At 70.6% G+C, this 18626-nt stretch carries 10 protein-coding genes; 8 read left to right on the forward strand and 2 right to left on the reverse strand.

Annotation, left to right across the window (positions count from 1 at the left end):
- Positions 1–24 precede the first annotated feature (24 nt).
- Entirely contained in the window at positions 25–444 is a 420-nt protein-coding gene (locus ACFVIV_RS18990) for a nuclear transport factor 2 family protein (RefSeq protein WP_379197953.1), read from the reverse strand.
- A gap of 126 nt (positions 445–570) precedes the next feature.
- On the opposite strand from ACFVIV_RS18990, the gene ACFVIV_RS18995 reads away from it, so the two are divergent.
- Positions 571–3936, forward strand: coding sequence for a DUF4132 domain-containing protein (locus ACFVIV_RS18995; RefSeq protein ID WP_379197955.1), 3366 nt, complete (start codon positions 571–573; stop codon positions 3934–3936).
- Between the two features lie 23 nt (positions 3937–3959).
- Here the strand turns inward: ACFVIV_RS18995 and ACFVIV_RS19000 are convergent, their stop codons facing one another.
- Complete coding sequence (locus ACFVIV_RS19000) at positions 3960–4559, reverse strand: TIGR03086 family metal-binding protein (protein WP_379197957.1); 600 nt, start codon at positions 4557–4559, stop codon at positions 3960–3962.
- A gap of 51 nt (positions 4560–4610) precedes the next feature.
- On the opposite strand from ACFVIV_RS19000, the gene ACFVIV_RS19005 reads away from it, so the two are divergent.
- From ACFVIV_RS19005 to ACFVIV_RS19035, 7 genes are all read left to right on the forward strand, one after another.
- Positions 4611–5048, forward strand: coding sequence for a MarR family winged helix-turn-helix transcriptional regulator (locus ACFVIV_RS19005; protein ID WP_379197959.1), 438 nt, complete (start codon positions 4611–4613; stop codon positions 5046–5048).
- A gap of 145 nt (positions 5049–5193) precedes the next feature.
- Complete coding sequence (locus ACFVIV_RS19010; RefSeq protein ID WP_379197961.1) at positions 5194–8538, forward strand: DUF4132 domain-containing protein; 3345 nt, start codon at positions 5194–5196, stop codon at positions 8536–8538.
- A gap of 70 nt (positions 8539–8608) precedes the next feature.
- Positions 8609–11653 (forward strand): DUF4132 domain-containing protein, encoded by a 3045-nt coding sequence (locus ACFVIV_RS19015; RefSeq protein ID WP_379197963.1) that lies wholly within the window; start codon positions 8609–8611, stop codon positions 11651–11653.
- A gap of 17 nt (positions 11654–11670) precedes the next feature.
- A complete protein-coding gene (locus ACFVIV_RS19020; RefSeq protein ID WP_379198236.1) occupies positions 11671–12735 on the forward strand; it encodes an AAA family ATPase in 1065 nt (354 codons plus the stop codon).
- Entirely contained in the window at positions 12735–15365 is a 2631-nt protein-coding gene (locus ACFVIV_RS19025) for a DUF5682 family protein (protein ID WP_379197965.1), read from the forward strand. Before ACFVIV_RS19020 ends, ACFVIV_RS19025 begins: the two co-directional genes overlap by 1 nt.
- Positions 15358–16482, forward strand: a complete 1125-nt coding sequence (locus tag ACFVIV_RS19030; RefSeq protein WP_379197967.1) for a VWA domain-containing protein — start codon at positions 15358–15360, stop codon at positions 16480–16482. Before ACFVIV_RS19025 ends, ACFVIV_RS19030 begins: the two co-directional genes overlap by 8 nt.
- A 5-nt stretch (positions 16483–16487) precedes the next feature.
- Entirely contained in the window at positions 16488–18605 is a 2118-nt protein-coding gene (locus ACFVIV_RS19035; RefSeq protein WP_379197969.1) for a hypothetical protein, read from the forward strand.
- Positions 18606–18626: the final 21 nt, after the last annotated feature.

Genomic DNA, 18626 nt, shown 5'->3' on the forward strand with positions numbered 1-18626 from the left:
CCACAGGCTCGGCCGCGCCCGGAGTCACGCGGCCGAGCCGTCGAGCGCGGCGACCACCGCGAGGGTGTCGTGATAGTAGGGCCGGAACTCCGTGACCAGCCCGTCGCGGAAGCTGATCCATTGCAGCAGTGAGGTTTCCAGCATGCGGCCGGTGTTCCGCGCCCGGAATCGCACCCGGCTGTACGCCACCACCGCGTGCTCATCGCTCACGAATCGCTGTTCGTCGAAATACAGTGCGTCCCAGGCCTCGTGCATGGTCTCGATGAATCGCCGAATGCCTTCGTGCCCGCGCCACTCGCCGCCGTAGGGCAGTCCGGCCGCCTGATACAGCACGACATCCTCGGCCAGGTATCGGGCCATGCCCGCGAAGTCCGCGCCCTCGGTGAGGTAGGCGGCCTCCGCCGCGTAGAAGCCGCGTAGCACGTCGAGCAGGTTGGTTGCCATGCCAACCGATGGTGGCGGAGCGCCGCCGCCGGCGCTGGCGGAGTTCGGCCGTCGCGCTCGCACGCGAGATTGTCGGATCGAGACGCTACAGTCGCGGGCGTTCACGGCTCCACGAATTGGGGAAATATGCTCGACGCGGCAACGACTTTCGGTAGCGACCAGGCGGCGGAGGACCGCTGGGAAGCGCCTCGCGACTGGTGGGCGTTGGCCACCCCCACCCGCGGGCTCGGGCCGCAGCACGGCCCCGCGGTCAGGAGCGAAATCTTCGATCGGGCCACCGTGCCCGCCGCACAACAGGGACAGATCACCGGGATATTCGAGCGCACGGCCGCGAGCGGTGCGACGGATCTGGCCGAGGCCGGGGCCGAGGCGCTGCGGGACGCCGCGGCGTGCACACCGCTCGGAGCCGCCGTCCTGTCGCTCGCGGTCGAACAGACGCCTGACCATTCGACCGGGGTCGCCGTGTATTACACCGCCGACGATTGGGTGCGCGAGCGCGGCATCTCCTTCGCCGCCGAGGCCGCCGCACTGCGGACGGGACTCGCGTGCGACGGGAACTTCGACTTCACCACGCGCCGATACAACCTGACGCTGCGGCGGTTCGCGCCCGGCGAGATCGGGGCCGGCGCCGCACCGGACGCCCTGTTCCGGATGCGGGCCCGGCTCGCCGCCGCGCCCGAGGAGCAGTATCGGGAGGCGGTGGCACGGCTGGCCGGACTGCGGACCGCGCCCGCCACCGTCTCGGTCCGGGTGGCCACCTCATTCCTCGTACCATCCGAATCCGATTGGGTCGCCGCGGATCTCGAGGAACTGCCGCCCAGCGGCGGGGGCTTCCTGTCCCTCCTGCCGGCAGCCTCGGTCACCGACCGGGCCGCCCTGGAGCGTGTCACCCGCCCGTTCGGCGCGAACGTCTTCCTGTACGACCAAGGCAGACAACTGCTCTACTCCATGCTCACCCGGCTCGGCCCGGACTGTGCGGGCATGCTCGACCGGATGCTGCGCGATCGGGATATAGCCGAGCACTCGGTGCGTCAGGTGAGCGACATCCTGTCCCGGTTCCCGACCGATGAAGCGTTCGGGGTGCTGGTGGCGCGCGCCGATCAGCGCTTCGTGCTGCCCGCGCTGATCGCTGCGGCACAACGATTTCCGCGGCGGGCGCTGCGGCTGCTGCGGCCGGCCGCCGATCGCTCGCCGCTCGCCCGGATGGTCCTACGGACCCTGGCGTACGCCCGGCCGGAGGTCCGTGCCGAGCTGCCCGCCATCGTCGCGTTCGTGGATCCGCGGGCGCGCACTGCCGCCCAGGCGAATCTGCCGGAGATATTGCGGAACCCGCCGTGGCAAGGCTCCCGCAAGGCGACCAAGCCGGTGGTGATCCGGGATATCGCGCCGCACCGGCCCGGTCGCCTCACTTGGGCGGACGGTGAGCGGGAGGAATGGGCGGGACTGCATGTCCACGTGTGGCACAACCTCCGCAGCAATCCCGCCGAGACGCTCGCCGAGGCGCTGCGGAACTACCGCCCCCACGAGAACATGGTGCCGCACATGTTCGCCGTCGCGGCGGAGGACCTGGTGCGACCGCATCTCGCGACGGTCGTGCCGGGCCGGCCATGGAATTGCGAGGCCGCGTTCCGCCGGATTCTGGCGCGCTTCGGCGAGGACGCCGTCAACTATGTGCTGCGCGCCGTACAGTCCAATCCGACCAATCTGATCCCGATCCTCGGTCCCGTCACCGGAACCGAAGTGACACAGTCCATGTCGCGCTGGCTGGACGGCAAGAAGACCCGCCCGCTCGCCTTCGCCTGGTTCGACCGCAATCTCGCGGCGGCACTGCCGGATCTGATCGCGACCGCGCTCGAGAAGGCCGGAAAGGCGCGCGGGCACGCCGAATCGGCCCTGCGCGCCCTCGCCCAGCGCGGCCATCGCGCGGCGATCGAGAGCGCCGCGGCCCGATTCGGCGAGCGCGTCGCCGCCGCGATGAGCGAACTCCTGGATGCCGACCCCCTGCTCCAGCTGCCCGCCAAGATCCCCGCGCTCCCGAACTGGCTCGAGGTGCGGACGCTGCCCGCGCTGCTGATGCGGGCCGACGATGCGCCGGTCCCGACGCAGGCCCTCGAATACGCCTGCACCATGCTGGCCATGAGCGGCCCGAACGGCGACTACGCCGGCGTCGCGCACCTGAGGGCGGCCGCCGACCCGGATGCCCTGGCCGAATTCGCCTGGGGCCTCCTGGAAGCCTGGCGGCTGGCCGACTACCCGTCGAAGGACGGCTGGGTGCTGCACGCTCTCGGACTGCTCGGCACGGACGAGACCGCGCGCCGCCTGGGCCCGCTCATCCGGCTCTGGCCGGGCCAGGCCGGGCACGCCCGCGCGGTGAGCGGACTGGATGTGCTCACCGCCATCGGCACCGATGCGGCGCTCATGCAGCTGCACGGGATTGCGGAGAAGTCGAAGTTCAAGGGGCTCGAGACGAAAGCGCAGGAGAAGATCACCGAGGTCGCGGCGGATCTGGGGCTCACCGCCGAGCAGCTCGCCGACCGTCTCGTCCCCGAGTTCGGCCTCGACGCCGATGGAACCCTCGTCCTCGATTACGGCCCGCGCGCCTTCGTCATCGGCTTCGACGAGCAGCTGGCGCCGACCATCTCCGACGCGATCCGCGGCGAGGACGGCTGGCGGCCGGCAGGTCGCCGCAAGTCCCTCCCGAAGCCGGGTGCCAAGGATGATCCCGAACAGGCGGCGGCGGCCTACAAGGCTTTCAGCGCATTGAAGAAGGACGTGAAATCCGCTGCCGCCGACCAGATCCGCCGCTTCGAACGCGCCATGGTGAGCGGCCGCCGCTGGCCCGCCGACGAGCATCGGCGCCTGTTCGTGGACCATCCGCTGCTGTGGCACCTGTCGCGCCGCCTGATCTGGGCGACCTTCGACGAGAACGGCTGCGCCACAGCATCGTTCCGCATTGCCGAGGACCGCAGCTACGCCGACACCGCCGATGACATCGTCATGCTGCCCGAGGACGCCGCGGTGGGCATCGCCCATCCGCTGCACCTCGGCGACGCCCGCACGGCGTGGGGTGAGATCTTCGCCGATTACGAGATCCTGCAACCCTTCCCGCAGCTACAGCGCGAAATCTATGCCTGCACCGAGGAGGAACGCCGCGGTAGCGTCCTGCCCGAGTTCCAGGACCGCACCGTGCCCACCGGAAAGATCCTGGGCCTGAGCCGCTTCGGCTGGGATCGCAGCGCACCCCAGGACGGCGGCGTCTCCACCGAGATGGTCCGCGTGCTGGGCGGCGGCCGCTCGCTGGTCATCGATCTGGAGCCCGGCATCATCGCCGGCCTGGCTCTCGAATTCGACGAGCAGAAGATCGGCGTCCGCCTGGCCTCGACCGGTCACGAGGACTACTGGGAGCGCAACAATCACACCGCCCCCATCTTCGCCGACCTGGACCCGATGACGATATCGGAGGCGCTGCGCGAATTGAGCCATCTCTCGTAGGCCCGATCACCAAGGGGGCCGGATTATTTCGGCCACTCCGGTGACCGGCCGAGCATGGCGACGATCCGGTCCAGCGCATCCGGGCCGGACCAGGAGACCTCCGGTGCGAAGGCCGCGCCGGGGGCGACCCGGATCTCGCCGCCCGGCACCGCGGCGGCCACCTCGTGGGCCGCCGCCAGCACCTCGGCATCGAAATGCACCGGGATGCCCAGCGTCTTCGCCACATCCCAGGAGTGGACGACATAGTCCACGAGGTGGAAGCCCACCGCCTGCGCGGCGGGGAATCGGTGGGTGGCGCTGAACTCCGGCAACGCGACCTCGCGGTCGAGCAAGCCGGGTTCGGCGAAGGCCGCCATGACATCCGCGGCGGCCTCGCGATACCCGCGCACCGGGTCGTCGCCGAGCGGGCGGGTCTTCCAGTCCACGAGGTCGTTCGCGCCGCGAGCCGAGGCCGCGAAGCCGCGGTGCTGGGCGATCATGTGGGTCAGCAGGCCGTGCAGGGTCCAGTCGGCACACGGGGTCGGTTTGCTGAGATCGGCGGCGGTGAGCCGGGCTACCAGGTCGATGCTGACCTCGACGGCTCGTGCGTTCAGGGCGATGAGGTCCGGCTTATTTGTAGGCATGCGCTTATCGTATGCGTGAGCCTATAGTCGTTCAAGCGGTATTTTCTTTCCATGCCCGAAGCCCCCCGTCCCGATCTCGCCGCGATGATCGCACCGCTCGGCCGGGCGCTCATGGCGGCGGAAATGCCCGTGCTGGAACGGCACGGGCTCACCATGTGGGCGTATGCCGTGCTGCTCGGACTCGGCGGGGAGCCCGTCTACACCCAGGCGGCGCTGGCCAAGGCGATCGGCGCGGACAAGACCCGCATCATCGCGGTGCTCGACGATCTGCAGCGGCGCGAGCTGATCACGCGTGCACCGGATCCGGCGGACCGGCGGGTCAATCTCGTCTCGCTCACCCCCGCCGGGCGCGACCTGCGCGATCGCGCCCAGGCCGAGATCCAGCGCAACGAAGAGGAATTGCTGTCGCAGCTGCCCGCGGCGGATCGGAAAGCATTCCTGCGCTCCTTGCAGATCCTGGCGGCGACGGTCGCGGAACAGGCCAACTGACCCGGCCGAGCCGGACCTGGAACCCTCGAGCTTCGTCGTGCCGGTGTCGGTATCGCTCGCTAGAGTCGCTGCCGTTCACCGCTCCACGACTCGGGGGATCATGGGGCGAGGTGGACATGATCGCCGAAAACCGGGGAGGGACAGCATGACCGAGCTGCGGCGCGCCGATGAGGACGCGTGGGTGGTACCGGACTCCTGGTGGGCCGAGGCCGACCGGTTCCGGGGGCGGGGGCCGTCGCGGCCCGTCCGGCTGGACGAGAAGGCCGAGACCAGGTGGAGCGAGCTGCGCACCGACGAGCGAGTGCGGCCGATACTGGAAGCCACTGCGGCCGAGGGGTATACCGATCTCGCGGCGGCCGGATCGGCGATGGTCGACGGCACGGACGAGACTCCGCTCGGCGCGGCGGTGGTGGCGTGGATCGGCCAGCGCGTCAGCCGCCGGGACCGCGATGCGGTCGCACTGGTCACCGTGGCGGATGCCTGGGTCGCTCGGTACGGTGCGGGCTTCGCCGCGGAGGCCGCCATCCGGATGTCCGGAATGGTGATCCCGTCGAACGAGGGGCATGTGCGCTCGATTCATCCTGCGGCGCACTACAACTCCAGCGCCATCGACCTGCTGCGCCGGTTGCGTGCGTTGTTGGCGGAGCTGCCCGAGGCGGAGTATCGCGCGGCCGTCGACCGAATCGGTGTCCTGCGTGCCGATCCGGGCACCGTGGCGGCGCGGCTGGCTGCGGTGTATCTGTTTCCGACAGAACAGGAATGGCTGGACGCCGACCTGCACGCCGCCATGCAGAACCGGCCGAGCTATCGGGATTCCGCCTGGACCGGGATGGTGTCGTCGGCGACGACCGTCGACCAGCTGACCGCGCTCTCGCCGCCGCAGGGTGGGCTGTTCGCGTGGGACTTCCTGGGGTTCGCGGTGGCGGTGAATATCGGCCCGGCGGTCGCGCCGTTCATGGCCGAGGCACTCGACAACACCGGTTTGCGGCCCGATATTCACCGGGCGGTGGCGGAGATGCTCGCGCACTTCCCCACCGATGAGGCCTTCACCGTGCTGCTCGACCGGATCGACCGGAATACCGTGCGCGCCGCCCTGCACGCAGCGATCGGGCGGTTCCCGCGCCGCGCGCTGCGGCTGCTGTCGGCGGTTACCGCGCCGACACCGGTCATCTCCGGACTGCTGCGCGCCCAAGCCCATATGCACCCGGAGTTGGCCGCCGAACTCGGCATCACCATCCAACCCGCAGCGAGCGCGGTCGCCTATGACGGCACCGCCGCATCGGACGAACTCCCCGATTTCCTGCGGATTCCACCGTGGGAGTGGCGGCAGCCTTCGGCCGACTCGATCGTGGTACCCGGTCTCGGCACGCCGCGACCGGTCACGCTCGATTGGCAGGAAGGCGAGCGGGAGCGCTGGGCCACCGCCCGCTACCCCTACCAGGACCCGAACGAGACCGAGCCCGCGGACCGTGACTGGCCGGCCGTGATCGCCACCGCGCTGGCGAATCAGCACTCGGACCGCCGCTACAAGCTGATTCGCACCTTCTGTGCCGCGCCTACCGAGCTGCTCATCCCACACCTGGATGTGCTGCAACCGGAACACTTCTGGGGCTCGTTCTCCGGAATGAACCGCATCCTCGCCCGCTTCGGCGACCCGGTGGTACCGCTCATAGTCGCTGCGGTGCAGGTGGATCCGGCCGATCGCGCCGAGGTGCTCGCACCCTTGGCGGGCACCGAGGTCACCCGCCTCATGGCGCGGCTGCTCGGCGGCCGCAGGACCGCGGGGATCGCGACCACCTGGTTCGACCGCCACATCGCCACCGCCGCACCGGATCTCATCGCAGCCGCACTGGACAAACCCGCCCGGCCCCGCAAACAGGCCTGGGCCGCACTGCATCTGCTGGCCCGGCGCGGACATCGCGACCTGCTGCTGGCAACGGCCGCCGGGTACGGCAGCGCGGCGGTCGCGGCGCTCGAAGCCGAACTGATCACCGATCCCCTGCTGTTGCTGCCCGCCACGATTCCGGCACTGCCCTCCTGGTTGATACCGGCCGCACTGCCGCCGATCGTCCTGCGCGACAACCGCCGTGCGCTGCCGGCGGAGGCGGTCACCACGGTGTGCACCATGCTGGCCTTCCCCGACGAGCACGGGCGCTATGCCGGTGTGGACCGGATTCGGGAGGCCGGCGATCCGGTCTCCCTGGCCGAGTTCGCGTGGGCGCTGTTCGAGACGTGGGGTGCTGTGAGCTATCCGGCCGCGGACGGGTGGGTGCTGCGCGCGCTCGGCCGGCTCGGCGATGACGAGACCGCGCGCCGTCTCACCCCGCTCATCCGGGCGTGGCCCGGGGAGTCCGCACATCAGCGTGCGGCCAACGGCATGGTGGCGCTCGCCGAGATCGGCACCGATATCGCGCTCATGCAGCTCAATGGCATTGCCGAGAAGGTCAAGTTCAAGGGCATCAAGACCGAGGCGCAGCGCATGATCGCGCGCATCGCACAGCAGCGCGGCCTGACCGCCGAGCAGCTCGCCGATCGGCTGGTGCCGGATCTCGGATTGTCCGCGAATGGCGTGCTGCACCTGGATTTCGGTCCGCGGCAGTTCATCGTCGGCCTCGACGAACAATTGCGACCGACCGTCAGCGATGCCGACGGCACGCCACGCAAGAGCCTGCCCAAGCCCGGCGGCAAGGACGATCCGGAACTCGCGGCAGCTGCCGTCAAACAGTTCAGCGCCTTCAAGAAGGACGTGAAAACCATTGCGAGCGGCCAGATCCGGCGTCTGGAACACGCCATGGTGGCGGGCCGCCGCTGGTCGCCAGCCGAGCATCGGCAACTATTCGTCGACCACCCCCTGGTCCGTCAGCTGACGCGCCGGCTGGTGTGGGCGATCGTCGATCCCGACGGCGCGGTCACCGGGTCGGTGCGCATTGCCGAGGACGGCAGCCTCGCCGACGCCCACGACGAACCCGTGACGCCGCCCGGCGACGCCCGCCTCGGCATCGCCCACCCGCTGCACTTGTCCCACACCCTGGCGGCCTGGGGCGAGGTTTTCGCCGATTACGAGATCCTGCAACCGTTTCCGCAACTGGACCGCGAAACCTACCGGCTCACCGAGGAGGAGGCCGCGGCGGATCGCCTGGAGCGGTTCATGGGCATCAAGGTTCCGGTGGGGAACGTCATGGGCTTGTCGCCGCGCGGCTGGGAACGGGAAGCGCCCGGCGACAATGGCGATTCTCGCTGTGTCTTCCGGGCTTTCGGCAGCGTGTCGGTGATGGTCGACGTCGATCCGGGCTTCAGCGCCGGTATGCCGCCGAACGCCCGCGGCGATCATCAGGAGCTGTACCGCGTCTGGTTGAACGACGGCGGGCCGGATCACCACTGGTGGCGGGGTGCGAAGACCGCGCCCTTCGGCGTGCTCGACCCGGTACTCGCCTCGGAAGTCCTGCGCGATCTCGAATACCTCACCGCCGACCCGGGCAGCGGGCGGTAGTGCGCCCAACGGCTGTCGGTAGCGCTGATTACAGTCGGTCGCGAATCACGAAGTACGACACGGGGGACCGATGACGTTATCCGAACACCGCCCGGCATCCAGGGAGGAACTGCCGGGCGATGAGGACGTGTTCGAGCCGACGGCAGCGCAGCGCAAGCAGTTGCTGTACCGGCGCGACGGGTTGCTGCGGCCGCCGGCGCCGGCGGTCGACGCCGATGCGGTGGCAGTACGGGCGCAGGCGTGTGCGGAGTTCTACGGGCAGGCCATCGAACGGCTGCGGACCCGGGACCCACGACCGGTCCGGGTGCTGTCCGAAGCGCCGGGTGCGATCGGCGAGCTGCCCATGGAGGTGGCGGCCGCACTGCTGAGCACGCGCATCGATGTGCCGAGCCGGGCGACGCCCGCGCAACGGCGGCAGGCCACAGCGGATGTCGCCGCGCTGCTGGATCATTGGTGGGCGGTGCGCGGTCCGGTCTTCGCGGTCGAGGCCGCGCTGCGGGCGGTGACCGACCCGCTGTGGGAGGCGTCCCGCTATTACCCCGACAGCGAGTACGCCATGGTGCGCGCGGCGCTGGGCGGACTGCGCAACCGGCTCGCGTCCTGCCCGGACGAGGAGATGCCCGCCATCATCGCGCTGCTGGACGGCTTCCGCGGCGTCTCACGGCCCGCCCGAGCGGCCGGTTCCTTCCTGCTGCCGTCGCAACGGGAGTGGGTGTCCGCGGATATCGAGGAGGCGGTGACGGCGGAGGATGCCCGCGCGTGCCGCCTGCTCGTCGATGCGGCGAGTACGCCGGCCCAGCTCCAGCGGCTCAATTGGGTCTTTCACGGGTGGGCGCCGGTGGAGGGCGTGGCACTGTGCGACGGCGATTCGGCGATCGCCGTGATCGACGGAGCCGGATTCGACACGGTCGCGGTGTTCGAGACCTGGTTCGATCACTGGGAGACGGGGTTGCCGCTGCGCAAGGCGATCGCCCAGGCATTGGCGGTGATCCCGACCGATGCGGCCTTCCTCGCGCTGGCCGGACGCACGGGCCACCCGCCCGCGATGGTGGCGGTGCGGGAAGCCGCCAAACGGTTCCCGAGGCGCGCATTGCGGTTGTTCGACCCCGCGCGGCACACCGATCTGCTGCGCGAGCACCTGGCCGGGCACCTGGACCTCGCCCGGTCCATGGCGGCCGAATTGCCGTCCGCCACCGTCGGTCTCATCGAGGCCGAGGGGCGGCGCGCGGAGTCCGCGCAGGGTGCGGCGGCCGTCGCACCCGACCTGTTGCGCGACCCGCCGTGGACGACCCGCATCCGGACCGAACCCGTTGTGGTGGAAGGCCTCACACCGCCGCCCGGGGTGGATGTCGGGTGGCTGCCCGCCGATCCGAAGGATTGGCGCGGCCTGATGGCCTTCGGCTCCCCGGAGCTGGTCGACCAGGCGGTGCTCTGGCTGGACCGGCGCTCCTATCGGGCCGTGGCGCTGAACTATCTCCGCCGCCATGCCCGGTTCGTGGCGCAGCGGTTGATCCCTCGCGCGCTCGGCGCCGCGGCGAAGGAACGCCGCAGCGCCGAACGCGTGCTGCGATTGCTGGCCGATCACGGCTACGGCGACGAAATTCGAGGCGCGGCGGTCGAATACGGCGCGCCGACCGCGGCGGCCGTCGACGCGATGCTCGGCGTGGATCCCCTCACCCTGCTGCCGAGCCGGATCCCGGTCGTGCCGGACTGGATCAATGTGACCGCCCTCCCGTTGGTGCGCACCCGCGACGGCGCGCCGCTGTCGGAGACGGCGCTGCACAATCTCCTCGTCATGCTGATGCTCGCCGACGTCGGCCGTCCCTATGCCGGCGCCGCCCGCGCCGGCGAATTGTGCGATCCCGCAACGCTGGCCGACCTCGCCTGGGAATTGTTCGCGCAATGGCAGCGCTCGGGTGCGCCCGCCCGGCATGACTGGGTGTACGAGGCGCTCGAAGCGTACGGCAATGACGACACCGTCGCGGCGCTGCTGGAGCATGTGCGGGCGAATCGATCGGATCGGCGGTCGGTGACGGTGCTCGACGCGTTCGTGGCCATCGGGTCCGATGCGGCGCTGCTGGCTCTGAAGTTCATCAGCGAGAAGGTGAAGACCACACGGGTGCGCCAGGGTGCGCGCGAACGCATCGAGGCGGTGGCGGATCGGATGGGGCTCAGCGCCGATCAGCTCGCCGATCGGCTGGTACCCGATCTCGGGCTGCGTGCCGACGGCGCCATCGAACTGGATTTCGGGCCGCGCCGATTCGTGGTCGGGTTCGACGAGCAACTGCGCCCCATTATTGCGACCGCCGACGGGCAGCGGGTCAAGACCTTGCCCAGACCGGGCGCCGGCGACGACGCCGAGCAGGCCGCGCTGGCGCACAAGACCTTCGCGAAGCTGAAGAAGGACGCCCGGGCCATTGCCGCCGACCAGATCAAGCGGCTCGAACGCGCCATGGCCACCAATCGGCGCTTCACCCTCGACGAGGTACGGAACCTGTTCATCGCGCATCCATTGCGCTGGCACATCACCCGGCGCCTGGTGTGGGGCGTCTACCACGGTGAGACCCTCGAGCGCACGTTCCGCGTCGCGGAGGATCGCACCTTCGCCGACAGCGGCGACGAGGCGCTCACCTTGCCCGCGGATGCGACGCTCGGGCTCGCGCACCCGGTCCAGTTCGCCGACGAAGTGCCCGCCTGGTCGGAGTTGTTCGCCGATTACGAACTGCTGCAACCATTCCCGCAACTCGATCGGGAGATCTTCACGGTTCCGGCGGAATTGCGCGGCGCGCGCTCGATTCCCAGTGACGGCACGAAGATCGACAGCACCCGCTTTCTCGGTCTGCCCGGGCGCGGCTGGTCACCGATCGAGAACACCGACGGCGCGCACATCATGGTCTTCGACAAACCGCTGCCGCGGGGCGGATATCTCCAGGTGGACGCACACCCCGGGCTGATGGCCTGGGACCCGCGCGCCAATCCGGAGCAGACCTTCGACGCCGGCTTGGTCCCCGGGCCGGGTTCGGGCGGCAGCCATCTCACCTTCGCCGACCTGGACGCGGTCACCGCATCCGAAGTACTCCGCGATATCGCCTGGCTGAAAGCAGGAACCCTGTGACGACCACGACCGAGCACATGCAGCGGCCGCCCGCGGAACTTCGCTGGGCCGAGGATCTGGCGCGGCTGCGGGGGCAGGATGGCGCGCCCAAGCCGCCGGGCTGGGCGTTGAGTGTGGATGCCGCCAAGCGGTTCATCGTCGGGGATCCGAAGCTGGGGATCGCGCGCAAATTCGTGGGCGACGCCTCGCTGGTGGACCGGGCGCTGGTGAGCTTGGCGACCACTCGTGGACTGCTGCTCACCGGGGAGCCGGGGACCGCGAAATCGCTGCTGTCGGAATTGCTTTCGGCTGCGATCTCCGGGGATTCCACACTCACGATTCAGGGCGGCGCGGCCACCACCGAGGATCAGATCCGGTACGGGTGGAACTACGCGCTGCTGGTGTCGGAGGGGCCCTCGGAGCGGTCCATCGTGCCCGCGCCCATGCTGCGCGGCATGCGGGACGGCAAGATCGTGCGGTTCGAGGAGATCACCCGCTGCCCGCTCGAAGTGCAGGACTCCATTCTGTCGCTGCTGTCGGACCGGGTGCTGGCGGTGCCGGAGCTGGGCGAGATGGTGTACGCGACCGAGGGTTTCAATGTCATCGCCACCGCCAATACCCGCGACCGCGGCGTGAACGATATGAGCGCCGCGCTCAAGCGCCGCTTCAACTTCGAAACCGTGTTCCCCATCGGGGATTTCACCGCGGAACTGGCGCTGGTGGAAGCGGAGGCCGAGGCGCTGCTGCGGCGCTCGGGGGTGCCGCAGGCCCCGCCGCGCGACGTGCTCGCGGTCCTGGTCACCGCCTTCCGCGAATTACGTTCCGGGGCCACCGAATCCGGTGACTCGCTCGACCGCATGTCCGCGGTCATGAGCACCGCCGAGGCGGTGTCGGTGGCGCACGCGGTCGGCCTGCGCGGCTGGTATCTGCGCGGGGAGCCGGGTGCGCCCGCCGATATCGTGCACTGCCTGGCGGGCACCGCCGCCAAGGACGATCCGGACGACCTGGCCCGGCTGCGCCGCTACCTGGAGCAGCAGGTCCCGCGCAAATCCGGTCGCGCGTGGAAAGCATTGCACGACGCCCGCTTCCAGCTACCGGGCTGATGACCGTGCCCGAGTCCATACCCGCCGCCCCGGTGCACACGCCCATCCGGCTCGGCCGGGTATCGGTCACCTTCCTCGGCGTGCGCCACCACAGTCCGGCCTGCGCGCGGCTGGTCCGCGACACCATCGCGGCCCTGCGGCCCGCGCACGTGCTCATCGAGGGCCCGTCGGACATGAACGACCGCCTCGATGAACTGCTGCTCGGCCACGACCTGCCCATCGCCGTGTTCACCAGCTACCGCGACACCGACATCCGGCACATGTCGTGGGCTCCGCTGTGCGACTACTCCCCCGAATGGGTGGCCCTCACCGAGGGCCGCGCCGCGGGCGCGCAGGTCCGCTTCATCGATCTGCCCGCCTGGCATCCGGCCTTCGCGGGCACCGAGAACCGGTATGCCGACGCCGAACGCCGCTACGAGCGCGCGGTCTCGCGCCTGTGCACCGAGTTCGCCGTCGACAATGTCGACGCCCTCTGGGATCACCTCTTCGAAATCGGCGATCCGGCAACGGAATCCACCACTGTCCTGGCCGAGCGTCTGGCCACCTACTTCGATTTGGTGCGCGGCGACGAGGACGCCTCGCCCGGCGACCTGGCGCGTGAGACCTATATGGCCCGCTGGATTCACGCCGCCGTCGCCGCCTGCGCGGACACCCCCGCGCACATAGTCGTGATCACCGGCGGCTTCCACCGCCCGCCCCTGATCAACCGTCTGCTCGAGACAGCCGAGGCTCCGCCCACGGGCCCCGGGACAGCTGCCGACCGCACCGAATCGGGTGAGTTCGAGCGCCCGGCCCGCGGTACGGACGCGACAGGACGGGTGAAAGGCTCCCCGCGCGCTGCGGGCGGCGAGCCGGAGTCAGCGGTGGCATCGAGCGGGGCGGGGCCGGGCTGCGGCGCTCCGGCGGCGGCGTGGCCCGAGGTGCCGCCGTTCCCGGGGACCGGTGTGGGTGGAAGTTATCTGGTGCCGTTCAGTTTCCGGCGATTGGACGCATTCGCCGGGTATCAGTCGGGGATGCCGTCGCCGGCCTACTATCAGCGGCTTTGGCAGGAAGGACCGGACGCCGCCGCGGCGAGCGTGACGCGTGCCGTGGTGCGGCGATTGCGGGAGCGGGGGCAGCCGGTGTCGACGGCTTCGCTGATCGGGGCGCGCACGCTGACGGTCGGGCTGAGCCGGTTGCGCGGGCATGAAACGCCGTCGCGGACAGATGTTCTCGACGGGCTGGCCGGGGCGCTCATCACCGAGGCGCTCGACCAGCCGCTGCCGTGGACCGGGCGCGGGCAACTGCGGGCCGGGACCGATCCGGTGGTGGTGGAGATGGTGGCGGCGCTGTCCGGCACGCGGGCCGGGCGATTGCACGACGCCACTCCGCATCCGCCGCTGGTGCACGAGGTGGCTCGGGAGCTGGCGCGCTGCGGGATTCCGGAGGAGGGGCGCTTCGAGATCGACCTGGGCTCCGCGGACGGACTGGATGCGAGCCGGGTGTTGCACCGGCTGCGGGTGCTGGGGATTCCGGGATACGCGCGCGAGGCCGGGCCCGCGATCGGGCGGCCGCCGGAGCTGCGGGAGAGCTGGCATATCAAGCGGTCGGAGGTGCGGCTGCCCGCGCTGATCGAGGCCGGATCGCTGGGCGCGACCTCCGCCGAGGCGGCGGCGGCGCGGCTCGGGGAGCAATTCGCCGCCGCCGGTTCGGATACCGGCGGGCTGGCCACGGTGCTGTTCGACGCCACGCTGTGCGGGCTGGCGGAGATCACCGGCCGGGTGGTGGGCACGGTGCGCGGACTGATCGGAACATCCGGTGACACCGCGGGTCTCGGTCGGCTGCTGGCGGTGGCGCTCGGATTGTGGCGGCACGACCGGCTGTTCGGGACGGCGCAGTCGCCGACACTGGCGGCGCTCATCGATGCGGCGGTGTCACGCGTGCTCTGGCTGGTGGAAGGGCTGCGGGGCGGTCCCGCACCCGCCGACGACGAATTCCTGAAAGCCATTGCGGCGGTGCGGGATGCGGCCTTGCACGCGGAGTCGGTGCTGAGTGTCGAGCGCATCGACCTGGCCGGGGTGTTCCAGCGGTGCACCGCCGCCGACCGGCCGCCGGCGCTGCGGGGCGCCGCGGTGGGCGTGGTGGCCGTGCTCACGCCGCAGGAGAGCGTGCATGTGGCCCGCGCCGTCCGGTCGGCGGGCGCGCCAGACGTGCTCGGCGATTTCCTGACCGGATTGTTCGCCCTCGCCCGTGAGCAGTTGCTCGAGGACGTGGGCCCCGCTCGCGAACGGCTGCTCGACACTGTCGGCGAGATATCCAGCGAGACAACGTCATTGCTAGCGGTTCTGGATGAGCTCGTCGGCGGTTTCGGTCCCGACGAGTTCTTGGGAGCGCTGCCCGCCCTGCGGCTGGCATTCGCCTGGTTTCCGCCGCGGGAGCGGGCGCATATCGGGTCTCGGCTGCTCGCGATGCGCGGCCGCACGGGTTCGGGGTCGGCGCTGCTGCGGTTGCCGGTGGCCGCCGAGGTGTCGGCCCGCGCACGGGCGGTGGAGGCGCGAGTGGATCGGCTGCTCGACGAGTACGGTCTGCTCGGCCCGGATCCGGCGGAGCAGGCGGAAGGCACGACTATCGCTGGGGGCAAGCATGTCTGAGCTCGACCCGACACTGGAACGGTGGCGGCTGATTCTCGGTGCGGCCGGATCGTGTGTGACCGGGAGCGCTCGGCTGAGCGCCGAGGCCGCCGGGCGGGACGCCGCACTGGACTGGCTCTACGAGCGCGATGACGACTTGGCGCGCCGCGATATTCGCCGCACCGGCGGCGACGGGCCCTCGATCGTGCACGCGGTGGACTGGCTGGACGATATCCACACGCTGTTTCCGAAGACCACCATCGAGCGGCTCGAACGAGATGCGGTGCAGCGCTACGGATTGCACGAGGTGCTCACCGATCCCGGTGTGCTGGAACGCCTGGAACCCAATACCGAACTGCTCGGGGCGGTGCTGCGCACCAAACACCTCATGAATCCCGAGGTGTTGCGCATGGCGCGCCGCATTGTCGAGCAGGTGGTGCGCGAGCTCATGGAGCGGCTGGCCAGCGAGATCCGCACCAGCTTCACCGGCACCCGCTCGCGCCGGCCCAGCCGTATTGCCCGCGCCGCCGACTTCGACTTCCCGAAGACGGTGCGCACCAACCTCGCCCACTATCGGCCCGAGGAACGCAAGCTCTACGTCGAGACCGCGCACTTCCGCGCCCGCACCCGCCGCCACATCGACAACTGGCAGGTCATTCTGCTGGTCGACCAATCCGGCTCGATGGCGAGCTCGGTCATCCACTCCGCGGTCACCGCCGCCTGCCTGTGGAACCTGCCCGGCATCAAGACCCACCTGCTCGCCTTCGACACCGCTGTCGTGGATCTCACCCGCGAGGTGGACGATCCGGTGGAACTGCTGATGAAGGTGCAGCTCGGCGGCGGCACCGATATCGCCCGCGCCCTCGCCTACGCCGCACAGCTGGTCGAACAGCCGCGCCGCACCATCATCGCCGTCATCAGCGACTTCTACGAGGGCGGCGACGAGAACTGGCTGGTGCGCACCGCGGCCTCGCTGGTCGCCGAGGGCGCGACCGTCCTGGGCCTGGCCGCCCTGGACGAACAGGCCGACCCGGTCTTCGACCACGCCATGGGCCGGCGCCTCGCCGATGTCGGCGTGCACGTGGGGGCCATGACCCCGGGCGAGCTGGCCGGTTTCATCGCCGAAACGATCGGATAATCGCCATGCGCCCCGACCTCCTGGCCCTCACCGACGACTCCCTCGTCACCCTCGCCAACCGCGGCATCCTCAAACGCGCCCTCAAGGAAAACGCCGCCGCCCCACCGCAATTGCACGAAGGACCGGATGGGACGGTGGAGGCCGCGTTTCCCGACGGCACGCACACAGTCCTGCCGCCCGGCATCACCCTCGACGCCGCCCCCTGTACCTGCGGTGCGACCTCGGTCTGCCGCCACCGCGTCATGACCGTCCTGGCCTACCGCGGCGACGCGAATCTCGCCACCGCCGGTGACCCGAACGAACCAGGTGAACCCGCTACCGGCGCTGGGGACGGCACGAGTGCCGCCATCGCCGACAACAGCCGTGGCGGGGGTGCCCCCGGCAACGGTGGCGTCGCCGGTGTCGCGGCTGCCGACGCCGGGATGACCGCGTCCGCATCTCCTACCGGGGCGGCAGCGAATTATGCTCCTCCGCCGGAGTATTGGTCGCCCGCCGGGTTCACCGACGAACAGCTCGCCGCGCTGCTCGGCGCGCGAGCCTTCACCACCGCCAAGCGGGCCCGGCGCAGCGGGTTCCGCGCCACGGTGCGGCGGGCGACAGCGCAGGATCCGGTGCCCTCGGTCGAGCTCTCCGCCGTGACAGTGCGTTTCCTGGTCCCCCGCGATCTCGGCTACGCCCGCGTGGACGCCGCGCGCGGCAGCCGGACCGATGCGATCGCCCTGGCGGTCTGGGCGTTTCGCCAGGCCGACGGCCTCGACCCGGCGGCCGAATCCCTCGAGGTCACCGTGGGCGATGCGGCCGACGGCTCGGCCGCGATCACCGCCGCAGCCTCGGCGCTGACTCCCTTGGCCGACCTGCTCGCCGATGGCGTGGCCCACGTCGACCCGTCCCTCCCAACGGTTTTCGCCGCAGCTCTGCGTACGCTCGACAGTGCTGCCGCCCGGTGGCCACACGACGCCCTCACCGATCTGCTCGATCAGCTCTCCGCCTACCGCGACCGCAGCGCTCGCCACGATCCGCTGCACACCGCCGCTCTCCTGACCGAACTCGTCGCGCGCCACCGCGCGAGCAGCCGCGATTGGGTTCCCGTACTCGGCACCGAGGAGGCCGCGCAGACTCCGCTGCGCCATCTGCGGCTCACCGGATTGGGCGCCCGCATTACCGGCGATGCCGAATCCCGGACCGTGGAAACCTATCTCGCCCATCCGGAGGCGAGAATCGTGCTCACCCTGCATCACACCGTGCCCATTCCCGACGGCGCCGAACCTCCTACGGCGACCGCCCTGGGTGCGCGCCGCACCGGAGCGGCTCGGCTGTCCGACCTGGCCGCGGGCAATGTGGTGACCGAATCGGCGGTCCGCTCCGCCAATCGCACCGTCCGGCTGGCCACCAGCCGGGTCGCCCGGACCTCGGTGCTGCCGTCCACCGGTGACTGGTCCAAACTCCCGCCGGAACTGCTCGTCACCGATCTCGAAGCCGAAGAGGCCCGGCAGAAATCGCTCCCGCCGTCCCTCATCCGGCCCCGGGTCCGCGGTGAGTCGATTCGTGTCGTCGCGGTCGAGGAGATCACCGAAACCCATTACCTCCCGGGCGAACAACGCCTGCACGCCACCGTCCACGCGCCCCACGGCACCGCGACCATCACCCACACCCACACCGGCGTGGCGCCCGGCGCTCTCGACGCGCTGGCGCAGGCCCTGTCCGGCGACGCCGGGCCGGTCCGCTTCATCGCCGGCGCGGTCGAACGCCACCACGGCCGCCTGCTCGTCCACCCCACGGCCGTCGTCACCGGCGACACCGTCCTGGTGCCCTGTTTCGCCACCACCGACCGCCCCCTCGCCCCCGGATCCGCTCTCCCCCACCAGGACCCGCTCGCCGCGGCGATCTCCTCCGCCCTGGACCTCACCGCCGAAGTGCCCCACCGCGGCACCCGCCATCTCCCGCCGACCTGGTTCACCCGCGCCACCGACACCAGCGCGGCCCTCCGCCGACTATCCCTCGCCTCGGCCGCCACCACCCTCGACACCCTCCGCGATGCTCTGCCCGCCGCCTCCCCCGCCCGCGCCCTCGACCTCTGGGCCACCACGCACCTGCGCCTGCTGCTGACCGCCGAACAGCTCTGATCCGGCCGCAGCGGGCCACAA

Source organism: Nocardia sp. NPDC127526 (assembly GCF_042672265.1).
In the GTDB taxonomy this organism is placed as follows: domain Bacteria; phylum Actinomycetota; class Actinomycetes; order Mycobacteriales; family Mycobacteriaceae; genus Nocardia.

Excerpts from the sequence above, each read along its gene's own strand:
- ACFVIV_RS18990 (WP_379197953.1), bottom strand. The coding sequence starts at position 444 with ATGGCAACCAACCTGCTCGACGTGCTACGCGGCTTCTACGCGGCGGAG.
- ACFVIV_RS18995 (WP_379197955.1), top strand. The coding sequence starts at position 571 with ATGCTCGACGCGGCAACGACTTTCGGTAGCGACCAGGCGGCGGAGGAC.
- ACFVIV_RS19000 (WP_379197957.1), bottom strand. The coding sequence starts at position 4,559 with ATGCCTACAAATAAGCCGGACCTCATCGCCCTGAACGCACGAGCCGTC.
- ACFVIV_RS19005 (WP_379197959.1), top strand. The coding sequence starts at position 4,611 with ATGCCCGAAGCCCCCCGTCCCGATCTCGCCGCGATGATCGCACCGCTC.
- ACFVIV_RS19010 (WP_379197961.1), top strand. The coding sequence starts at position 5,194 with ATGACCGAGCTGCGGCGCGCCGATGAGGACGCGTGGGTGGTACCGGAC.
- ACFVIV_RS19015 (WP_379197963.1), top strand. The coding sequence starts at position 8,609 with ATGACGTTATCCGAACACCGCCCGGCATCCAGGGAGGAACTGCCGGGC.
- ACFVIV_RS19020 (WP_379198236.1), top strand. The coding sequence starts at position 11,671 with ATGCAGCGGCCGCCCGCGGAACTTCGCTGGGCCGAGGATCTGGCGCGG.
- ACFVIV_RS19025 (WP_379197965.1), top strand. The coding sequence starts at position 12,735 with ATGACCGTGCCCGAGTCCATACCCGCCGCCCCGGTGCACACGCCCATC.
- ACFVIV_RS19030 (WP_379197967.1), top strand. The coding sequence starts at position 15,358 with ATGTCTGAGCTCGACCCGACACTGGAACGGTGGCGGCTGATTCTCGGT.
- ACFVIV_RS19035 (WP_379197969.1), top strand. The coding sequence starts at position 16,488 with ATGCGCCCCGACCTCCTGGCCCTCACCGACGACTCCCTCGTCACCCTC.